Origin of the sequence: Synechococcus sp. R5-12 (assembly GCF_047502655.1) — a bacterium.
Lineage (GTDB): Bacteria > Cyanobacteriota > Cyanobacteriia > Thermostichales > Thermostichaceae > Thermostichus.
Genome location: NZ_JANSIM010000132.1, coordinates 1 through 16,962, shown reverse-complemented (window position 1 = coordinate 16,962; position 16,962 = coordinate 1). Strand labels below are relative to the sequence as shown.

The following is a 16,962-nucleotide window of genomic DNA, read 5'->3' as shown; positions in this document are numbered from 1 at the left end:
GCGCGGAGCGCTTTGCGTCAGCATGAGTGTGGGAGTATGTCACGCTGAAGAAATCTACAGGGATCCAGTTGGGGACATGTCGAATCCTGCTGCTGTCCAGGACTTGTCTGCTAGCCTGAAGATCGGCCAGGTGGCTCTAGCAGCCGGCTTGCCTGTACGCACGGTGCGCTACTACGAATCGATAGGCCTGCTGAAGCCAACGGTGGAACGGGCGGAGTCCAGCTATCGGCTGTTCGACCCTTCGGTTTTGGTTCGTCTGGCCTTTATCCGCCGCTGCCAGAGCCTGGGCCTGAGCTTAGAAGAAATCCGCCAAATCCTGGATGTCCACGACCGAGGGGAGCAGCCTTGTCCAGAAATTCGCCAGCATCTGCAAGGCAAGCTGCAGGAGATCGAACGGCGAATTGCCGATCTGCAAGCGCTGAAAAGCCAAATTCAAGGTCTCCTCTCCGATTGGCAGATCCCCCCTGCGGCTGCTGATGAAAAAGAGGTGATCTGCCCGATTTTGCAAAAACCAGGGGCCGGCGGTGGCAAGAGCGACAGCCGTTACTCCACTGTTACCGACTTAGCCAAGTTGCGCGGCTGATCCACATCGGCTCCGCGGCGCAAAGCCATGGCATAGGCGAACAACTGCAGGGGGATCACGTTCAGAACCGCCGACAACAGGGGTGTCGTGCTGGGCACCTCGATGATGTGGTCGGCTTTCTCCCGCACCTGGGTGTCTTCGGGGTTGATGAGGGCGATCACCCGTCCCCCCCGCGCCCGCACCTGTTCGATGTTGGAGAGCATTTTTTCGTAGACGGGATCCCGGGTGGCAATGCACACCACCGGCACCCGCTCGTCGATGAGGGCAATAGGGCCATGCTTCATCTCGCCTGCCGGGTAGCCTTCGGCGTGGATATAGCTCACCTCTTTCATCTTCAAAGCTCCTTCCAGGGCAATCGGGGCGTTAACCCAGCGGCCCAGATAGAGCATGTTGGCAACATGATGGTACTGCTCCGCCAGTTGGTCGTAGAGGGCGGCGTCCTTCAGCAGCAGGCTGATCTTGCCCGGCAGCTCGATCAAGGCTTGCAGGTGGGTTTGGATCTGGACCGGGCTGAGGATCCCTTTGGCTTGGGCCAGTTGCAGGGCCAGCAAATACCCCGCCACCAACATGCCGGTAAACACTTTGGTGGAAGCCACGGCAATCTCCGGACCGGCATGGATGTAGAGGACTCCAGCATCCGCCAGACGGCTGGCCTGGGATCCGATGGCGTTGACAATCGCCAGAGTCGGGATCCCTTGGGTGCGGGCCTCGCTCATGGCTGCCAGCGTATCGACGGTTTCTCCCGACTGGGTTAGAGCCAGCAACAGGTGGTTGGGGCGCAACACCGGCTGGCGGTAGCGAAACTCAGAGGCATAGTCCACCTCCACGGGGGTACGGGCCAAGCTCTCGATGAAGTACTTGAGCACCCAGCAGGCGTGCCAGGCAGTACCACAGGCTACGGCGTGGATGTGCTCAATGTGGGCCAGTTGTGCTTCAGAAAGCGTTAGCCCCTCCAGTGTCACCCGGCCCTGTTCCAGATCCACCCGCCCCCGTAGCGTATCGGTGGTGGTGCGGGGCTGCTCAAAGATCTCCTTTTGCATGAAGTGCTTGTAGCCTCCCTTGGCGGCTGAGACGGGATCCCAGGCCACGGTGATGCTGGATTTGCGCAGCTCCTCGCCGGTAATGCGCAGGTAGCGCACTTGAGACTCCGTGAGAACCGCCATTTCCCCATCCTCCAAGAACACCACCTTGCGGGTATGGCGGACAATGGCAGGCAGATCGGAGGCGACGAAGTTTTCTCCTTCTCCCTCTCCCACCACCACGGCTCCGGCATTGCCCAAACGGGCTGCGATCAGCCGATCCGGCGCCTCCCGATCCAGAGCCACTACGGCGTTTCCTCCCCGCAGTTGCCCCATGACCTGGCCAAAGGCCGCCTCAAAGGAGCCCAGCTCTTCTGTATAGAGGCCGAGCAGTTGGGCGATCACTTCCGTATCGGTTTGGGAGCGGAATGGGATCCCCCGCTCCAGGAGACGCTCCTTTAGCTCCAGGTAGTTTTCCACAATGCCGTTTTGGATCACCACAATGCGCCCGCGCTCGTCGCACTGGGGGTGGGCATTTTCTTCGGTCACGCCGCCGTGGGTGGCCCAGCGGGTATGTCCGATCCCTACCTTGGCCGTGGGCATGTTGGCCGTCAGCTTCACCAGCAGGTTGTGCAGCTTGCCGGTAGCGCGGACAACTCTCAATCCTTCTTCGGGATCCACTGTGGCAATGCCGGCAGAATCATAGCCCCGATACTCCAAGGTGCGCAGGCCCTCCAACAGGATGGGGGCAGCCCACTGAAAACCCACGTAGCCGACAATGCCACACATTCCTCACACCTCAACCTCAGTCGCATCAGCGTTGCGTAGCAATACAGGCAACACCTTATCCGCAAAGCCTACCCCAGCTTCGGGATCCCTTCAACGGCTTTGGCCGCCGTTGTTACCTCAGCGGGTCATCTCAGGGATCCCAGACTCCCGCTAGAGAGAGGGGAAAGGCAGCCAACTTATGGGGAAGTCTGCGGCTGCCATCCTTGGGATCCAGGGGCAACTCCCTGGGCAAAAGAGACGGGCGCAAAATGGAACTGATAACCTTCGGCCACCGCGGGCTGGATCCCATCTTCCCCAAGGACGCTGGAGACCAAGTTGCTCAGCCCCAATACCAACTCTCGAATGCCGCGGCGAAACTGGGGATCCCCGGTCAGCTCGTCGATGTCGGCGGTGATCTTTTGCATGTTTTGAAAGGTGATGCGCGCCGAATCGAGGGTTTGGCGCAGCGTGGCCAGGGTGCCCGGATCGTTGAGGTTGGCGGCAATCTGCTGCAGATCTTCGGTAGCTTGGGCCACGTTCTCCGCAGCCGCTCGCACCTCGGCCAGGATCTGGCGCACATCGGCCTGGAGTTGTGGATCGGTAACCAGCGGGCGCACCGCGCTGGACATGGCCTGGAGATCGGCGCTCACCTGCTGAATGTTCTCCAGGGCGGCGTTAAGGGAAGTGCGGTTTTGATCCACCAGGGCGGTGAATTGATCGGCAGCCGCTTGAAAACTGCGGGCAGTTCCCCTCACAGCCCTAGCCGCGTCTTGGATGGCCGTGGCAGCCGTGGTGAATTGCGACAAGTCCAGATCTTCGGTGCGAATAGCCGCTACCTGCTCTTCTACGGTTTCTGAAAGACTGGCTACGCTATTGGCAACGCGGGTGAGCCCTTCTAGGGTGGCGTTAAGGGTGTCGAAGAGCTCATCGTCGTTGATCCGTGTGAGCAACTGATCCAGCCGGATCAATAACTGGCCAAAATCCACTCCAGGTTTGCCCTCCACCACATCCCCATCGCAGATGATTTGACTGCTGTCGCAATCCGCTGCCAGAGGGGATCCCGTTGCCGCCTGACCCCTCCCCTGGGGCAAGATGTCCATCACCGTTTCCCCCACCAACCCCGTCTGTTTGGTTACAAACAGGGCGTTGCGGGGAATAGCCAAAGGTTGGTCAATGGCCACCTGCACCTCCACTTGATTGGGTTGAGGCGTGATACGCTCCACCCGACCTACGGTTACCCCCCGCAGCCGCACACTGGATCCCTCGGCCAGCCCGGCCACGTTGGTATAGGTGACGGTAAATTGAAAGCCGCGACTGCCGAAGCGCAGGTTGTAGATCCACAAAAACAGGCCGGCAAAGCCCAGCGCCCCCGCCAGGATCAACAGGCCCACTGCCCCTTCTCGCACTGCTCGCGAACGCATCACACCTGCCCCGCCACTTGAATCGGCCCTTCTACGCTACCGCTGAAAAACTGCCGCACAAAGGGGTTATCGCACGTTTCAATCTGCTGCACGGATCCCTCCCACTGCACCTGCCCCTGGGCCAACAACACAATGCGGTCGGTGGCGCGGTAAATGGTGCTGTGTTGGTGGGTCACCACAATGTAGCTCTCACAGGCTTTTTTCACCTGCTGCAGCTCCCGGATGAGATCTTCAATCACCGTCGAAGCAATGGGATCCAAGCCCGCTGTGGGCTCGTCGTACAGCAGCAATTGGGGCTCATCCTGGGGCAGAGAAGGATCCTCCATAATGGCGCGGGCGAAGCTGGCCCGTTTGCGCATCCCCCCCGAGAGTTCTTCTGGCAGGTTGTGCTCTTTGCCCGCCAGTCCCACCGCCTCCAGCTTGGCGGCCACCAATTCCCGAATGCGGGAGCGGGGCAACTGCGAGTGCTCGTAGAGCAAAAACCCCACGTTTTCTTCCACCGTCAGGGAGTCGAAGAGGGCGGCCTGCTGAAACACCATCCCTACTCGCAAAGGGGGAGTTGCATGATGGGCTTGAATCTCCGGGAGTGGGATCCCGCACCAGAGCACTTCTCCAGCGTCTGGCTCCGTTAGGCCGGCAATGATGCGCAGCAGCGTCGATTTCCCGGTGCCCGAAGGCCCCACCAGGCCCAGGGCCTCACCCCGGTACACCTTCAGATCCACGTGGTCAAGCACCACCGTCGAGCCGAAGCGCTTGGAAACTTGGCGCAGCTCCACCAAGGGGGCAGTGCTCTGCACTGCTGGCATGCTCAGAACCTCCGCCCTCGCCAAAGGCTGGAGCCTATTTTCCGCGGCCTGCTGCTCCTTTGGGCTGTCTATGCTGCTTCTGAAGCACTTGACCAATGATTTCAAGCAAAACTGGGGGCTCAGGATGCTTCCCTCCTTGAGTCGGCTTCACTGCTAGTTTAGGAGTCGGCAGGGGCCGAGGCAATGAAGCAGCCCACAGCCCTATCAAGGCAGATCAGGGATCCCTGGCGATAGGCCCAAGCCGTACCTCTCCTCTCCATTCTCTCTGCTCTGGGGCTCAGGGGCGAGGTCTTCCTCAAGGGCAGCCACCCAACCGGAGGGGACGATCTCCATCTCGTCTGTAACCCCTGCTCTTTTCTCTTCCCTCTTCTCTCCGTCAGCCAGCTCCGGCTGTTCATCCTGCTCCGAATGGAGTTTCACGCGCCGCGAGAAGCCCCAGACAAATAGGGGGATCACAGCCACCACCATCCCCCACTCTGGGATCTCGATTTGGGGGAAAAACACTTCCAACAACATGGTGCTCCCCACCAGGGCAATGATGGCAAAAGCGGCATCTTCCAGGTGAGAGAACTCATCCAACCAACGCAAAAACAGAGAAGCCATGTAGCGCATCAGGGTAATGCCGAGAATGCCGCCGAGGATGATTACCCAAGCCTTGCGGGAGACACCCACCGAAGCAGCGATACTGTCGAAAGAAAAGACCAGATCCGTCAGTTCCACCATCACCAGGGTCTGCCAAAAATTGGCGTGGCGGGTGATGTCCTGTTCTTGGCCTTCCTTCTCCCCCCGAAAGTGCTGCCAGGCCAGCCAGAGCAGGTAGCAGGCTCCCAAGAATTGGGCGGGCGGATACTCCACCAACCAAACCGCTGCAAAGACAATGGCAATGCGAAAGCTGTAAGCGCCGATGATGCCCCAGCGCAAGGCCCGATTCTGCTGCTGGGGGGTGGGCAGATGCTTCACCAGAGCTGCTAGGGCAACGGCGTTGTCCGCAGAGAGGGCGGCCTCCAAAAACACCAAAGCCACTACCAAGAAAATATCTGTCCAGGTGAAGGACTGAGTCATCCCTTGCGCCAGGATCAAGGTCGCTCCCATCGCATCTGTTGCATTTTTGACAAGTGTTGCATCAATTAGCATATTCGCGCGTTTTGTCCGCCCCAGTCAGTCCAACACAGCAGTTAACCAGCGTAGGAACCCTCCCCATCTTCGGATAAAGGTACCCCAGAAAAAGGCATGAACCCAGTTAGGTGACCAGAGGCAACACCCTCAAACTCCCGAAGGATGGGAAAGAGAAAGCCCAAGCCTAAACTATGGCCTGAGTATAGCCTGTTTGGCTCAGGATCCATTTACAGTTCTTAACCTTCTGAAATCTGGCCATCCTCTGTTGGATCTCCAGTGGGGCCGGATGAGCTCAGTCGAGCCGCCAGCCGTTGTCCACAGCGCAGGATCTGGCCTGCTAGAATGGCCGCCCCGAAACCGTTATCGATGTTCAGCACTCCCACCCCCGCTGCGCAGGAGTTGAGCATCGTGAGCAGGGCAGCCAAGCCCTGGAAGCTGGCCCCGTAGCCAATGCTGGTGGGCACAGCGATCACCGGACAATCCGCCAGACCCGCCACCACGCTGGCCAAGGCCCCCTCCATGCCCGCCACCACGATCAGCACGTCTGCTTGCAGGGCCGCCCGGTTGTGCAGCAGCCGATGGATCCCGGCCACCCCCACATCCCAGAGGCGCTTCACCTGAAATCCGGAAAGCTCGAGCGTGAGGGCGGCTTCTTCTGCCACCGGTAAGTCGGCAGTGCCGGCGGAGATCACGCTGACCTGTCCAGGATGGCTGACCACCTGCTGGGACGGGATCCAACACAAGCGGGCCACCTGGGAATACTGCACCTGGGGCAAGCGGCTGCGGATCTCGGCATACACCTGGGCTTCGATGCGGGTGGCCAAGGCCAGGGATCCCCGCTGGTGGAGTTGCTCCAGGATCTGGGCAATCTGATCTGGGGTTTTGCCCGGCCCCCACACGGCTTCGGGAAAGCCCGTGCGCAAGGGACGGTGGTGATCCACATGGGCGAAGTCTCCCACCGGCTCAAAGGGCAGAAAGCGACAGGCTTGCAGGGCTTGCTCTGGGGTGAGCTCCCCTTGGGCCACCGCCCGAAACAGATCCTGCAGCGCTGTCGTAGAGGGGGGGGTCATGGAGGATGAGTTAATCTGCAACACTCGGCTTGGATCTTGCCTGGATTTATTGGGCCAAAGACCCGCGCGGGAAAAACAACACCGGATGCCAACTTTGCCGCAAAATCTCGCCGGTGAGGCTGCGAACCGACCACTCCCAAAAGCTGCCCACGTGGGGGGAGGCAGTGGCGATGGCCGTCATGTCTTCATCGGCAGCAGTAGCTAGGATCTCTTTGAGAGGGGATCCCACCCGCACCAGGGTGCGCAACTGTACGGGCTTCACCTGCTCGCTCAGGGGTTCAAGCACCTGGGCCAGGTCAGCCTCGGCTTTGCGCTTGAGCACCTCCACCGGAGTTCCTTGGTTGCGGCGGGCGCTGGGATCCACCACGTAGAGCAGGGTAAGCGTCTGGCACTGGGAAGTACCGGGCAGCAGGTGGCCGAGATGGTTCAGCAACTGCTGACGCGGCTGCTCAAAGTCAAAGGGCACCAAGAGGCAGCGAAACAGGTGGCGGCTGCGCAAGCGCAATTCTTCCAGGGTAAAGGTAGCCAGCAGTTGGGGGCGCATCACCAGTAGGGGGATTTTCAGCTTCGGCAACAGCGTCATGGTGGTGCTGCCGAACAATTTTTCGGCGAGCAGGTTGTGGGTACCCATGCCTGTAATCAGCAGATCGGAGCCATAGGTTTGGATGCCTTTTAGGATTAGATCGGCTGGCCTGCCCGCCTGCACCAGAGCCTTGACTTCCAACCCCGCCGGGATCGGGTTCAGCAGCTTCTGCAACTGGGTCTGCTCTGCCTGGACTTCGGGGGTAATGTCGTCGGGAATGCCGATGTCGTCCTCTTGCCAATCTACGCTGCGGACGAAGGTGACGCGCTCGATGCCATTGCTGTGCAGATCTTCTAGACACTTGCCAAAACGCTGCAGGCCATCTCGGCGGTCGGTGGCAATTAACACGTTTTTAAACATATCGTTTTGAGCATTAGGAGAGAGGGTAGCCGGCTCAAGAGCAACGCTTTGGCCCGCAGCGATCCTAAGCTAACACCTTGCGGGGTTGTTCCCAAGGCAGCAGCTCCGGATCCCTCTTCGGCGTCGATTGCTCAGCGGTTGGGATCCGCCAGGTTGCGAAACTGGGTGTACTGGCTTTCGAACAGCAGGCGCACGGTACCGGTGGGGCCGTTGCGATGTTTGGCAATGATGACCTCGGCAATGCCGCGATCGCTGGTGTTGGGATCGTAGTATTCCGGGCGGTAGATCATCATCACCAGATCGGCATCCTGCTCGATGCTGTTGTGTACCAGCAGCCCGTTGGCCACAAAGTTGTGGTGGCGGGGCATCTCGATGTCGTAAACCGGCTGAGGCTCCCCCGGCTCGCTGATGAACACCACCGGATCCCAGATCAGCCCCTCCTGCACCACCACCGCCACCTCTTCCTCCAATTGCAGCTCGTCCAAGGTTTTCCAGCCCTGTTGGGTGAAAAAGGGGTGATTGCCGGTGGCGCGAATGGAAAAGTTGAGGCGGGTCTTCAGAACACAGGTGGGCTGCCGACCACTGCAAAACACTTTCACAGGCTGTTGGGGCACCAAGCGCCCGCGCCCGTTCAAGCTGAGCAGGCGGGGCAGTTCCGCCGAAGCCGGCAGGGCCGCCAGTTGATCCAGCCGCCAGATCTTGCCGCGATCCGCATCCATCACCTGCGTATCCCCGGCCAGACAGCCCGATTCCCGCAGATCTGCCAGCTGTGGACGTTTGTCGGAGCGAGACTCAACAGCTCGACTGAGCTGAGACAGCACCAGCACCGGCACCATCAGCTCTTTGGCCATGGCCTTGAGGCCACGGGTAATGCGCGACAGCTCCTGCACCCGGTTGTCGGCGGCGGATCCCTGCATCAGTTGTAGGTAATCGATCAACACCATCCCCAACGTTCCCCCCTGTTCCGCCTGCAAACGCCGCGCTTTGGAGCGAATTTCGGTAACGGTACAGTCGGGGGTATCGTCGATGAACAGGGGCAGTTGCGACAAAAAACCAATGGCTTGGCCCAGGCGCTGCCACTCGTGTTCGCTAATGCGCCCAGAGCGCAGACGGCTGCTGTCGATGCGGGCTTCGCTGGCCAAAAGCCGCTGCACCAGTTGCTCCCTCGACATTTCCAGGCTAAAGATAGCGACCGGCTGCTTGGCATAGGCAGCCACATTTTGGGCAATGTTGAGGGCAAGACTGGTTTTCCCCATCGAGGGACGACCGGCCAGGATCAACAAGTCGGATCGCTGCAAGCCCTGAGTCAGGTTATCCAGGTCGATGAATTTGGTCGGGATCCCCGGAAGCTGTGCCCCGCTTTGGAACTTCTCTTCCAAGTCCGAGAAGATATTGACCAAAACCTCAGAAGCCGGGATGAGGCTACGCTGCACTCGCTCTTGGGTGAGGCCAAACACCTGCTGCTCGGCTTGATCCATCACCTGAGACAGGGGCTGGCTGGTATCGTAGGCCAAACGAGCCAAGGTATTGCTCACCTGGATCAACTGGCGGCGCATGTATTTATCCATCACCAGGCGAGCATACTGGTCGATGTTGACGCTGCTGACGGTTTGCTCCAGCAGACGACGGATCGCCCCCGTTCCTCCCACCCGCTCCAGAAGATGATGATCCGCCAACCAGGCAGACACAGTCATCAGGTCAGTGGGTTGGCCTTGGCTGTGCAGTTGGAGAGCAGCCCGGTAAATCTCTTGGTGGGCAGAGATATAGAACATCTCTGGACGCAGAAACTCCGCGACCCGCACCAACGCATCCGGATCGAGGAGAATGCCCCCCAGGATCTCCTCCTCAGCTTCTATGTTTTGAGGAGGAAGCCGATCCCCACCCGTTAAGTCGTAATCGCTGATCACCACAAGCCAGGATAGGAAAATCAACCCAGCCCTAGGGCAACCGGCCTCTCAGCCAGTCAGCTCCAATCGTCAGGCGGGTCAAGCTCTAGGCTGAGCATACCCGCTTGTTGCCTAAGGCAAAAACCCTACTCACCCCGGGATCCCTCACAGGAATTCAGGGAGCCTCGAAGGTGAGTCCTCATTCGGGAGTAACCTGAATGCGCAGCGTAGCGGTAACTTCGGGGTGTAACTTTACCTGCACGGGATAAACCCCGGTTTTTTTGATTTCCTCGTTGAGGAGAATGTTGCGGCGGTCGATATCTAGACCGCTGGTAGCCAGCACCACCTCAGCAATATCGCTGGTGGTCACCTGCCCAAATAGGAGGTCGTGTTCTCCCACTTTCTTACGGATGACGAAGCGACCGATGGTCTCCAGAGCGGTCTTGTAGTTTTCCGCCCGTTGTTTTTCTGCCAGTTTACGAGCCGCTTCCTGCTGCAGACGCATCTGCTGCTCTTTCAATATGCCAGGGGTAACCCGCACCGCCATCTGCCGCGGGAAGAGGTAGTTGCGAGCATAGCCGGGCTTGACGTTGACAATCTCTCCGGGCTTGCCCAGCCCTGGGATCGCCTGGCGCAGCACAACCTGCATGTTACGTTTCGACATCGGGGAAGGCACTTCATTTTCTCGACAGCCTTCCATTCTAGAGGCTCAGCAGGTTCATCGTCAGCCCAGAGTGCCATAGCCACCAGCCCGTCGGCATAGGGGATCCCTTCTCAGAGCTTATTCCCGATTGGCAGGTCTCTAGAGTCCTCTTCCAGCTCTGAACCTTGGCGGGAAGATGAAGAAACCACCTTTCCAAACTCAAAAGGCGGAAGTTCTCTGTTTTGGGAGATACCCAATCCAGGATAGAGAGTGGCTGACACCAAAGGGGATCCCTTGAGGGGTTTGCAACATTTGGCGGATATCCCCAGAGATAACCTGGGCTTAACCTCGTTTTAACTAAAAACAACTGGCCTTTACGTTATAGTAGCTGCGCGGACTGGCGAAGTCTTCAATGGAGCGTTCCCGAGGGAACCCTGCGTGCTCAAAGGGATCCCTGGGATGTTGCTATTGGTTGAAGGCTTGTTGAGGATCGCAGGGTTAGCTTGAGGGTTGCCTCCAAGCTTCCAGGCGGTAGTGGCATACCCAGCCCGACGAGTTTTGATTGGGTTGGGTAAGGTTCTCGAGTGAAGTAGCCTTTTTTAGATCTGGGCTAGGATTTTATCTTCATCTGGGAGAGGAGATCTGTATGGTGACGTTGCACCCCTTGGAGCGTCGTTCTTTCCTGAAGTTTCTATCTGCCACTGTTGCCGGCTTTGCGGCCAGTCAGACGAATTGGCAGCGGGTGTTTGCTCGGCAGACCATCACCATCAATGGCGCTGGGGCGACCTTCCCGGCCCCCATCTATCAAACTTGGGCCCAAGAGTTTGGCAAGAAAAACCCTAACATCCAGGTCAACTATCAGTCTGTAGGAAGCGGTGCGGGTCGTCGGCAGTTTGTAGCCCGCACGGTCGATTTCGGTGCCAGTGACAGCGTGCCCCGTCCTGAAGAGATCAACCAAATTGAGAATGAGGCTAACCCTCCCAAAGGGATGGTTTCTGTACCCATGGTGGGCGGAGCGTTAGTTGCAGCGTACAACATTCCTGGGGTGGGCCCCGAAATCCGCCTTTCCCGCCTGGCACTGGCGAATATCTTCCTGGGCAAGATCAAGAACTGGAACGATCCCCTGCTGGCTGGCCTTAACCCAGGGGTGACTTTCCCGGATTTGCCGATTACCGTCGTGCATCGCTCTGATGGAAGTGGTACCACCGATATCTTCACCACTCACCTCAACGCTATTAGCCCAGAGTGGAAGCAAAAGGTGGGTCGCGGCTCTTCGGTAAACTGGCCAACCGGCGTAGGGGCGCGTGGGAACGAAGGGGTTTCCGAGCAGATCAAGCAAATTTCTGGCTCGATTGGCTACGTGGAATTCGGCTTTGCCAAGCTCAACAACCTGAACATTGCCCGTCTGGAAAACCGGGCAGGCAAGTTTGTAACTCCCAACGTCGAGACGGAGAAAGCGGCGCTGGCCAGAATTCAGCTCGACGAGCGTTTGCTGGGGGTCGATCCGGATCCTAGTGGGGAAGACTCTTACCCTATTGTGGGCTACACCTGGATCCTTGCCTACAAGGTTTACCCCAAAGCCGAGACTTCCAAGGCCGTTAAAGAGTTTCTCCGCTACGGCCTCACTGAGGGGCAGGCTTTCGCTGAGCAGTTGGGATATGTCCCTCTGCCGGAAGAAACGCGGCAAAAAGCTCTGGCTGCGCTGGAAGGCATTACCCCGTAAAAACTCTTACCAACCACTTCTGGCTTCAGGCGGATGAATACCTTTTTTTCTGACAGCAGTTCTATGTTTCGGCCTCGGCCGGTTTTCCAGCGCCGGCGCGACCAGGTTTTTATCTGGGCTACGCGGATTGCCGTGTTTTTCTCGGCCTTCCTGCTGCTCTGGATTGCTCTGGAGATCGGCATTCAGTCTTTACCTGCTATAGACAGGTTTGGACTAAGCTTTTTCTGGAACACCACCTGGGATCCGGTCGAGGATATCTATGGGGCCTGGCCACAGATCTACGGCACGCTAGTGACTTCTCTCATCGCTCTGATTGTGGGGGTTCCTTTTAGCTTTGGCATCTCTATTTTTCTGAGCGAGGATTTTCTTCCGAAGTCCTTGCGTCTGGCTCTGATCATTGTGGTTGAGCTGTTGGCGGCTATTCCCAGTGTGGTGTTCGGCATTTGGGGATTGTTTGTCTTCATCCCCTTCTTCCGCCCCGTTCAGATGTTCCTGTACGAGAACTTCAATTGGCTTCCCATTTTCAGCACACCACCGATTGGGCCGGGGATGCTGACGGCAGGGGTTGTCTTGGGGATCATGATCATCCCCATCATCACGGCCATCGCCAGAGAGGTTTTGGTGGCTGTTCCTCCTGAGCTGCGCGCGGCTGCCTATGCGATGGGGGCTACGCGATGGGAAGCCATTTTTGGAGTGGTACTACCGGCTGCGATTGGGGGTATGTTGGGGGCTGTGGTGCTGGGTTTGGGACGCGCCCTGGGCGAGACCATGGCGGTGGCAATGCTGATTGGCAATGCGCGGGGGATTAGAGTCTCGCTTTTGGCCCCTGCCAGCAACATCCCTGCATTGCTGGCCAGCGAGTTTGCAGAAGCAGCCGACGAGCAGATCTCGGCTCTGATGTATGCGGCTTTGATCTTGCTGGTCATTACGCTGGTGGTCAACATCATCGCTGAGCTGATGGTTCGTCAGGTCAAGTTTGCTTTGACGGCTTCTCGGGAGTAGAGGAACATGGCGACACAAGTGGCAGCACAGGCCAATTTGTTCAAACGCAAAGTCAGATCCAAGCGCGTCGTGCTGGACTGGGTGATGACAGGCCTGATCTTTGCTTCCAGCATTTTTGCGATTGTTGTGCTCGCTTCCATCCTTTACTATGTTTTCGTCAATGGCATTGAGCGCTTCAATTGGCAGACCTTAACCCAGCTTCCTCCTCCTCCTGGCGATCAGGTAGGCGGCTTTGGCAACGCTGTGCTGGGAACGATCATTGTGGTATCGATTGCCATTACAATCACTTTCCCTATTGGTCTATTTGCTGCGATCTATCTCTCGGAGTTCGGCCAGAACAGTTCTACAGCATCATCTCTGCGTTTCATTATCAAAGTGCTGACGGGGGTTCCTTCCATCATCGCTGGCGTGTTCGCCTATGGGGTGCTGGTGCTTTCCACCAAGACCTTTTCTGCCCTTTCTGGCGGAGTAGCTCTATCGGTATTGACTTTGCCGATCATCATCCTCTCCTGCGAGGAGGCTCTGCGCTTGGTGCCGGCGGACACTCGGGCTGCCGCCTACGCCTTGGGAGCTTCGCGGGTGCAGACTGTGTTTCGGGTCGTTTTGCCAGCTGCTTTGCCGGTCGTTCTGACGGGAGTGACCTTGGCCATTGCCCGAGCAGCTGGGGAGACTGCACCTCTAATTTTTACTGCTCTGTTCAGCTTTCTATGGCCTAATGGTCTGCTGAAGCCAGTAGCCTCGTTGGCGGTGCTGATCTACAACTTTGCCATTGTTCCCTTCGAGAACCAGCAGAAAATTGCTTGGGGAGGAGCCTTGGCTTTGGTGATTCTGGTTTTGATCACCACGATCAGTTTCCGGCTGCTGCTGAGTCGTCGTCAGGAAACCATTACTATCTGATCTGGTTCTTCTGAGATTTTTGCCTCACTATTCTTCGATTTTGAGTTTGGGTTCTGAAGCAACGTCTACCTCTGGTATTCCTATGCGCCCTCCATTTCCCGGCACTCCTGATTCCTCTAAGAAGTCTGCCAAGTTAACTGTTGAGCTGGAAACGCAAGCAGTCAGTGTTTACTACGGCTCTCATTTGGCGGTGAAGCAGGTTTCTCTGAAGATTCCCAAGAATCACATCACTGCTTTTATTGGCCCTTCCGGCTGCGGCAAGAGTACTTTGCTGCGCTGCTTTAACCGCATGAACGATCTGATCCCGGGGGCGAGAGTAGAGGGATCCGTAATTTTTCACGGGAAAAACATCTACGATCCCGATGTAGATCCTGCTGAAGTGCGGCGGCGAGTTGGCCTGGTGTTCCAAAAGCCCAACCCCTTCCCGAAGTCCATCTACGACAACATTGCCTTTGGGCCACGGGTCAACGGCTACCAAGGAGACTTGGATGAGCTGGTAGAGCGCGCATTGCGTCAGGCCGTCCTCTGGGACGAGGTGAAAGACAAGTTGAAGACGAGCGGCCTCTCCCTTTCGGGGGGACAGCAGCAGCGCCTCTGCATTGCCCGCACCTTGGCCATCCAACCAGAGGTGATCCTGATGGACGAGCCCTGTGCCTCGTTGGATCCAATCTCCACGTTGCGCATTGAGGAGTTGCTCAAGGAACTGGGCCGTCGCTACACGATCATTATCGTTACCCACAACATGCAGCAGGCAGCGCGGGTCTCCGACTTTACCGCCTTCTTCAACACTGAAGTCGACGAAGAGGGGTTTCGCTACGGACGGCTGGTGGAGTTTAACCGCACTGAGAAAATCTTTAACTCTCCCGCCCATCGGGAAACGGAAGAGTACGTGAGCGGACGGTTCGGCTAATCTGCTGTTGGCGATCCCTCAATTCTGGTCAGTTGGGATCCCGCTCGCCTATTCTAATGGGCGGGAAGATCTATGCAAGGTGAGGCACCGGCGAGATGGCCAAGCGGGTGCGTCTGGATAGCTGGTTGGTGGAGCGCGGATATTTTTCCTCACGCCAGCAAGCGCAACGCTCCATTTTGGCAGGAGAAGTCTTTCTAAATGGGGTGCGGGCGGAAAAGCCTGGAACCTGGGTGAGCGGGGATCCAGCGGTGCAAGTCCAGTCTGGGCCTGCTTTTGTCTCACGGGGGGGAGAAAAGCTACAGGGGGCGCTGCAAACTTTTCCTGTTCAGGTGCAGGGTCGTATTTGTTTGGATGCGGGCATTTCCACAGGAGGTTTTACAGACTGCTTGTTGAAACGGGGAGCCCAGCGAGTCTACGGAGTGGATGTGGGCTATGGGCAACTGGCCTGGTCTTTGCGAACGGATGCGCGGGTGATCCTAAAGGAGCGGGCCAACTTGCGCCATCTGCAGCCGGAGGATCTGTACGGAAGCGAGGCACCTCCCCAGAGCTGGCCGGATTTGGCGGTGGTAGACCTGTCTTTTATTTCCCTGACTAAGGTGCTAGCTCCGCTGTGGAACCTGTTGCGTTTCCCACGGGAGGCGCTGTTGCTGGTGAAGCCCCAGTTTGAGGCGGGCCGAGACCAGGTGGGCAAAAAGGGGGTGGTACGGGATCCGGTTGTCCATGCCCGCGTGCTGGAGACGGTGATGCGCTCGGCCGTGGCCCAGGGCTGGCAGGTGCAAGGCTACACGTGGTCGCCCATCACTGGCCCTGCCGGCAATATCGAGTATTGGCTCTGGCTGGCTGAAGGAGAAGGGATCCCTCTCCCCAGCGGCAGTGCGCTACAACAGATGAGCGAGCAGGCGAGAGCGACTTTACATGCATAGATCGTCGATTTTGTCAATAAGCTAATGTGCTGGATTGAGGGAGATGAGCCAAAAAATTGAAGAATTATTTCAGGAAGGGATTCGGCGCTATGAATCCGGGGAAGCGGCCAAGACGTTAATTCCCTCTTTTGAGTCAATCTGTAAGGGATCCCCAAAGGCGGCGGCGGCTTGGACGTGCTTGTCCTGGCTCTACCTTCTGGAGGGGCAGGCGGAAAAAGCTCTGAAGGCCGCCCAGACTGCTGTGAAGTTGGATCCGGTGGATGCCCAGCCCCGTGTGAATCTGACCCTAGCCATGCTGGAGCTGAAAAAAACCGGGGTACGCCAGCAGGTGGAGGCCATTAAGCAAATCTTGGCACGGGATCCCGAGCAGATTGAGGGTGTCAAATCCAACCTGCAAGAGGGAGGGAACCGCCGTCCTGCTTGGCCCCACTTGAGCAAGATTTACAACTGGCTTTTTGAAGAAGATTAAGTGACCCTATTCCTTGTTTTGCAACAAGACTTTAGGAAAATCTAGAGCTTTTTATTTTAATCTACAACTCTTAGCGATGTTCTCATGGAGTTGGTGCTAAACTTCTTGTACCCAATAGCAATATGGGATCCATTTATCGATAGGGGTTAGCTCTCGTCGCTTCTCTTCCCCGGCCTCAGTTGATTGATGAGATTGAACTCCGGGCTGGCGCGAGATGCTTAGCTCGGCGGTGGCTGCACTTCATTATATTGCAGTGGTGTTGCACTGCCGCCGCTTCCATAGCCACTGAATCGAGTCCCGTTTTCCAACCTCACTTTTTTGACCCCTTTGACTGCAGATGGGAGGAACTTTAAGATGAACCGTCAGACCGTTTGGGTTAAGAGCGATACCCGAAACCACCAAGGCTATTTCATTCCCCAGTGTGAGTATACTTTGGTCGAGGCCGACCAAAACGGCTGGGCGCTGATCTGTGCGGACAATGCCCGCTGCTATTATGTGGATCCCGAACAACTCTGGTTTGAGGCGGGATGAGAACTGTTGCTGCCTATTCAGGGCTGCTTGACTTCGAGGGAGTTCTGTAGAAACGCGGGCTCCCCATCATACATTCTCCCCATGCCGTTGGGCAGGGGTTTTTTCATGGGATGAGGATTGGCCCGTCATGCCTGTACACAGAACGGGCTTTAGGCTGGTACCTTGGGGCTTCTTCGACCGCAACCCGACAATCAATCTAGCGGAGCCGGCGTAAACTACCCGGCTCCGACCGCTAAGCGGTACGGAGCGGGC

Annotated in this window: 16 protein-coding genes and 1 pseudogene; 9 read left to right on the top strand and 8 right to left on the bottom strand. The window is 57.5% G+C overall.

Annotated features, from left to right (window positions below; all coding sequences use genetic code 11):
* A partial coding sequence (locus tag NW843_RS07935) for a heavy metal-responsive transcriptional regulator (protein WP_414522613.1) occupies positions 1-583 on the top strand: 583 nt, incomplete at its 5' end.
* Here the strand turns inward: NW843_RS07935 and glmS are convergent.
* The 8 genes from glmS to rplI form a co-directional block, all read right to left on the bottom strand.
* Positions 544-2,391, bottom strand: a complete 1,848-nt coding sequence (glmS, locus tag NW843_RS07930; RefSeq protein ID WP_414522612.1) for a glutamine--fructose-6-phosphate transaminase (isomerizing) — start codon at positions 2,389-2,391, stop codon at positions 544-546. The two genes, NW843_RS07935 and glmS, sit on opposite strands and share 40 nt — an antisense overlap.
* A 176-nt stretch (positions 2,392-2,567) precedes the next feature.
* Positions 2,568-3,791 carry an MlaD family protein gene (locus NW843_RS07925; RefSeq protein ID WP_414522611.1) on the bottom strand — a complete coding sequence of 408 codons (1,224 nt, stop codon included), beginning with the start codon at positions 3,789-3,791 and terminating at the stop codon, positions 2,568-2,570.
* A complete protein-coding gene (locus tag NW843_RS07920) occupies positions 3,791-4,597 on the bottom strand; it encodes an ABC transporter ATP-binding protein (protein ID WP_414343968.1) in 807 nt (268 codons plus the stop codon). The genes NW843_RS07925 and NW843_RS07920 overlap by 1 nt, the downstream gene beginning before the upstream one ends.
* Positions 4,598-4,801: 204 nt before the next feature.
* A complete protein-coding gene (locus tag NW843_RS07915) occupies positions 4,802-5,689 on the bottom strand; it encodes a TerC family protein (protein WP_414522610.1) in 888 nt (295 codons plus the stop codon).
* 260 nt (positions 5,690-5,949) lie between these two features.
* Positions 5,950-6,783: a nickel pincer cofactor biosynthesis protein LarB gene (larB, locus tag NW843_RS07910; protein WP_414522609.1), complete on the bottom strand. Its 834-nt coding sequence runs from the start codon at positions 6,781-6,783 to the stop codon at positions 5,950-5,952.
* Positions 6,784-6,829: 46 nt separating this feature from the next.
* A complete protein-coding gene (locus NW843_RS07905; RefSeq protein ID WP_414355858.1) occupies positions 6,830-7,726 on the bottom strand; it encodes a universal stress protein in 897 nt (298 codons plus the stop codon).
* A gap of 131 nt (positions 7,727-7,857) precedes the next feature.
* A complete protein-coding gene (gene dnaB, locus NW843_RS07900) occupies positions 7,858-9,633 on the bottom strand; it encodes a replicative DNA helicase (RefSeq protein ID WP_414412921.1) in 1,776 nt (591 codons plus the stop codon).
* A 178-nt stretch (positions 9,634-9,811) separates the two neighbouring features.
* Positions 9,812-10,276 carry a 50S ribosomal protein L9 gene (gene rplI, locus NW843_RS07895; RefSeq protein ID WP_414522608.1) on the bottom strand — a complete coding sequence of 155 codons (465 nt, stop codon included), beginning with the start codon at positions 10,274-10,276 and terminating at the stop codon, positions 9,812-9,814.
* Positions 10,277-10,901: 625 nt separating this feature from the next.
* Between rplI and pstS the strand changes: the two genes are divergently transcribed.
* The 8 genes and pseudogenes from pstS to NW843_RS07855 all read left to right on the top strand — a co-directional run.
* Entirely contained in the window at positions 10,902-11,978 is a 1,077-nt protein-coding gene (gene pstS / locus NW843_RS07890; RefSeq protein WP_414522607.1) for a phosphate ABC transporter substrate-binding protein PstS, read from the top strand.
* A 63-nt stretch (positions 11,979-12,041) separates the two neighbouring features.
* Entirely contained in the window at positions 12,042-12,980 is a 939-nt protein-coding gene (pstC, locus tag NW843_RS07885; RefSeq protein WP_414388051.1) for a phosphate ABC transporter permease subunit PstC, read from the top strand.
* A gap of 6 nt (positions 12,981-12,986) precedes the next feature.
* Positions 12,987-13,877 (top strand): phosphate ABC transporter permease PstA, encoded by an 891-nt coding sequence (gene pstA, locus NW843_RS07880; RefSeq protein ID WP_414388052.1) that lies wholly within the window; start codon positions 12,987-12,989, stop codon positions 13,875-13,877.
* Positions 13,878-13,959: 82 nt separating this feature from the next.
* Positions 13,960-14,787 (top strand): phosphate ABC transporter ATP-binding protein PstB, encoded by an 828-nt coding sequence (gene pstB / locus NW843_RS07875; RefSeq protein WP_414388053.1) that lies wholly within the window; start codon positions 13,960-13,962, stop codon positions 14,785-14,787.
* Positions 14,788-14,882: 95 nt separating this feature from the next.
* Positions 14,883-15,710 carry a TlyA family RNA methyltransferase gene (locus tag NW843_RS07870; protein ID WP_011432704.1) on the top strand — a complete coding sequence of 276 codons (828 nt, stop codon included), beginning with the start codon at positions 14,883-14,885 and terminating at the stop codon, positions 15,708-15,710.
* A gap of 43 nt (positions 15,711-15,753) precedes the next feature.
* Positions 15,754-16,179, top strand: coding sequence for a hypothetical protein (locus NW843_RS07865; RefSeq protein WP_011432703.1), 426 nt, complete (start codon positions 15,754-15,756; stop codon positions 16,177-16,179).
* A 354-nt stretch (positions 16,180-16,533) separates the two neighbouring features.
* Entirely contained in the window at positions 16,534-16,710 is a 177-nt protein-coding gene (locus NW843_RS07860) for a hypothetical protein (protein ID WP_414332524.1), read from the top strand.
* Positions 16,711-16,831: 121 nt separating this feature from the next.
* Positions 16,832-16,924: pseudogene (locus NW843_RS07855) on the top strand (hypothetical protein); the annotation flags it as partial.
* Positions 16,925-16,962 lie beyond the last annotated feature (38 nt).

Bases quoted from the DNA above. Each gene is read 5' to 3' on its own strand.
- glmS (WP_414522612.1), bottom strand. From the start codon at position 2,391: ATGTGTGGCATTGTCGGCTACGTGGGTTTTCAGTGGGCTGCCCCCATC.
- NW843_RS07925 (WP_414522611.1), bottom strand. From the start codon at position 3,791: ATGCGTTCGCGAGCAGTGCGAGAAGGGGCAGTGGGCCTGTTGATCCTG.
- NW843_RS07920 (WP_414343968.1), bottom strand. From the start codon at position 4,597: ATGCCAGCAGTGCAGAGCACTGCCCCCTTGGTGGAGCTGCGCCAAGTT.
- NW843_RS07915 (WP_414522610.1), bottom strand. From the start codon at position 5,689: ATGGGAGCGACCTTGATCCTGGCGCAAGGGATGACTCAGTCCTTCACC.
- larB (WP_414522609.1), bottom strand. From the start codon at position 6,783: ATGACCCCCCCCTCTACGACAGCGCTGCAGGATCTGTTTCGGGCGGTG.
- NW843_RS07905 (WP_414355858.1), bottom strand. From the start codon at position 7,726: ATGTTTAAAAACGTGTTAATTGCCACCGACCGCCGAGATGGCCTGCAG.
- rplI (WP_414522608.1), bottom strand. From the start codon at position 10,276: ATGTCGAAACGTAACATGCAGGTTGTGCTGCGCCAGGCGATCCCAGGG.
- pstS (WP_414522607.1), top strand. From the start codon at position 10,902: ATGGTGACGTTGCACCCCTTGGAGCGTCGTTCTTTCCTGAAGTTTCTA.
- pstC (WP_414388051.1), top strand. From the start codon at position 12,042: ATGTTTCGGCCTCGGCCGGTTTTCCAGCGCCGGCGCGACCAGGTTTTT.
- pstA (WP_414388052.1), top strand. From the start codon at position 12,987: ATGGCGACACAAGTGGCAGCACAGGCCAATTTGTTCAAACGCAAAGTC.
- pstB (WP_414388053.1), top strand. From the start codon at position 13,960: ATGCGCCCTCCATTTCCCGGCACTCCTGATTCCTCTAAGAAGTCTGCC.
- NW843_RS07870 (WP_011432704.1), top strand. From the start codon at position 14,883: ATGGCCAAGCGGGTGCGTCTGGATAGCTGGTTGGTGGAGCGCGGATAT.
- NW843_RS07865 (WP_011432703.1), top strand. From the start codon at position 15,754: ATGAGCCAAAAAATTGAAGAATTATTTCAGGAAGGGATTCGGCGCTAT.
- NW843_RS07860 (WP_414332524.1), top strand. From the start codon at position 16,534: ATGAACCGTCAGACCGTTTGGGTTAAGAGCGATACCCGAAACCACCAA.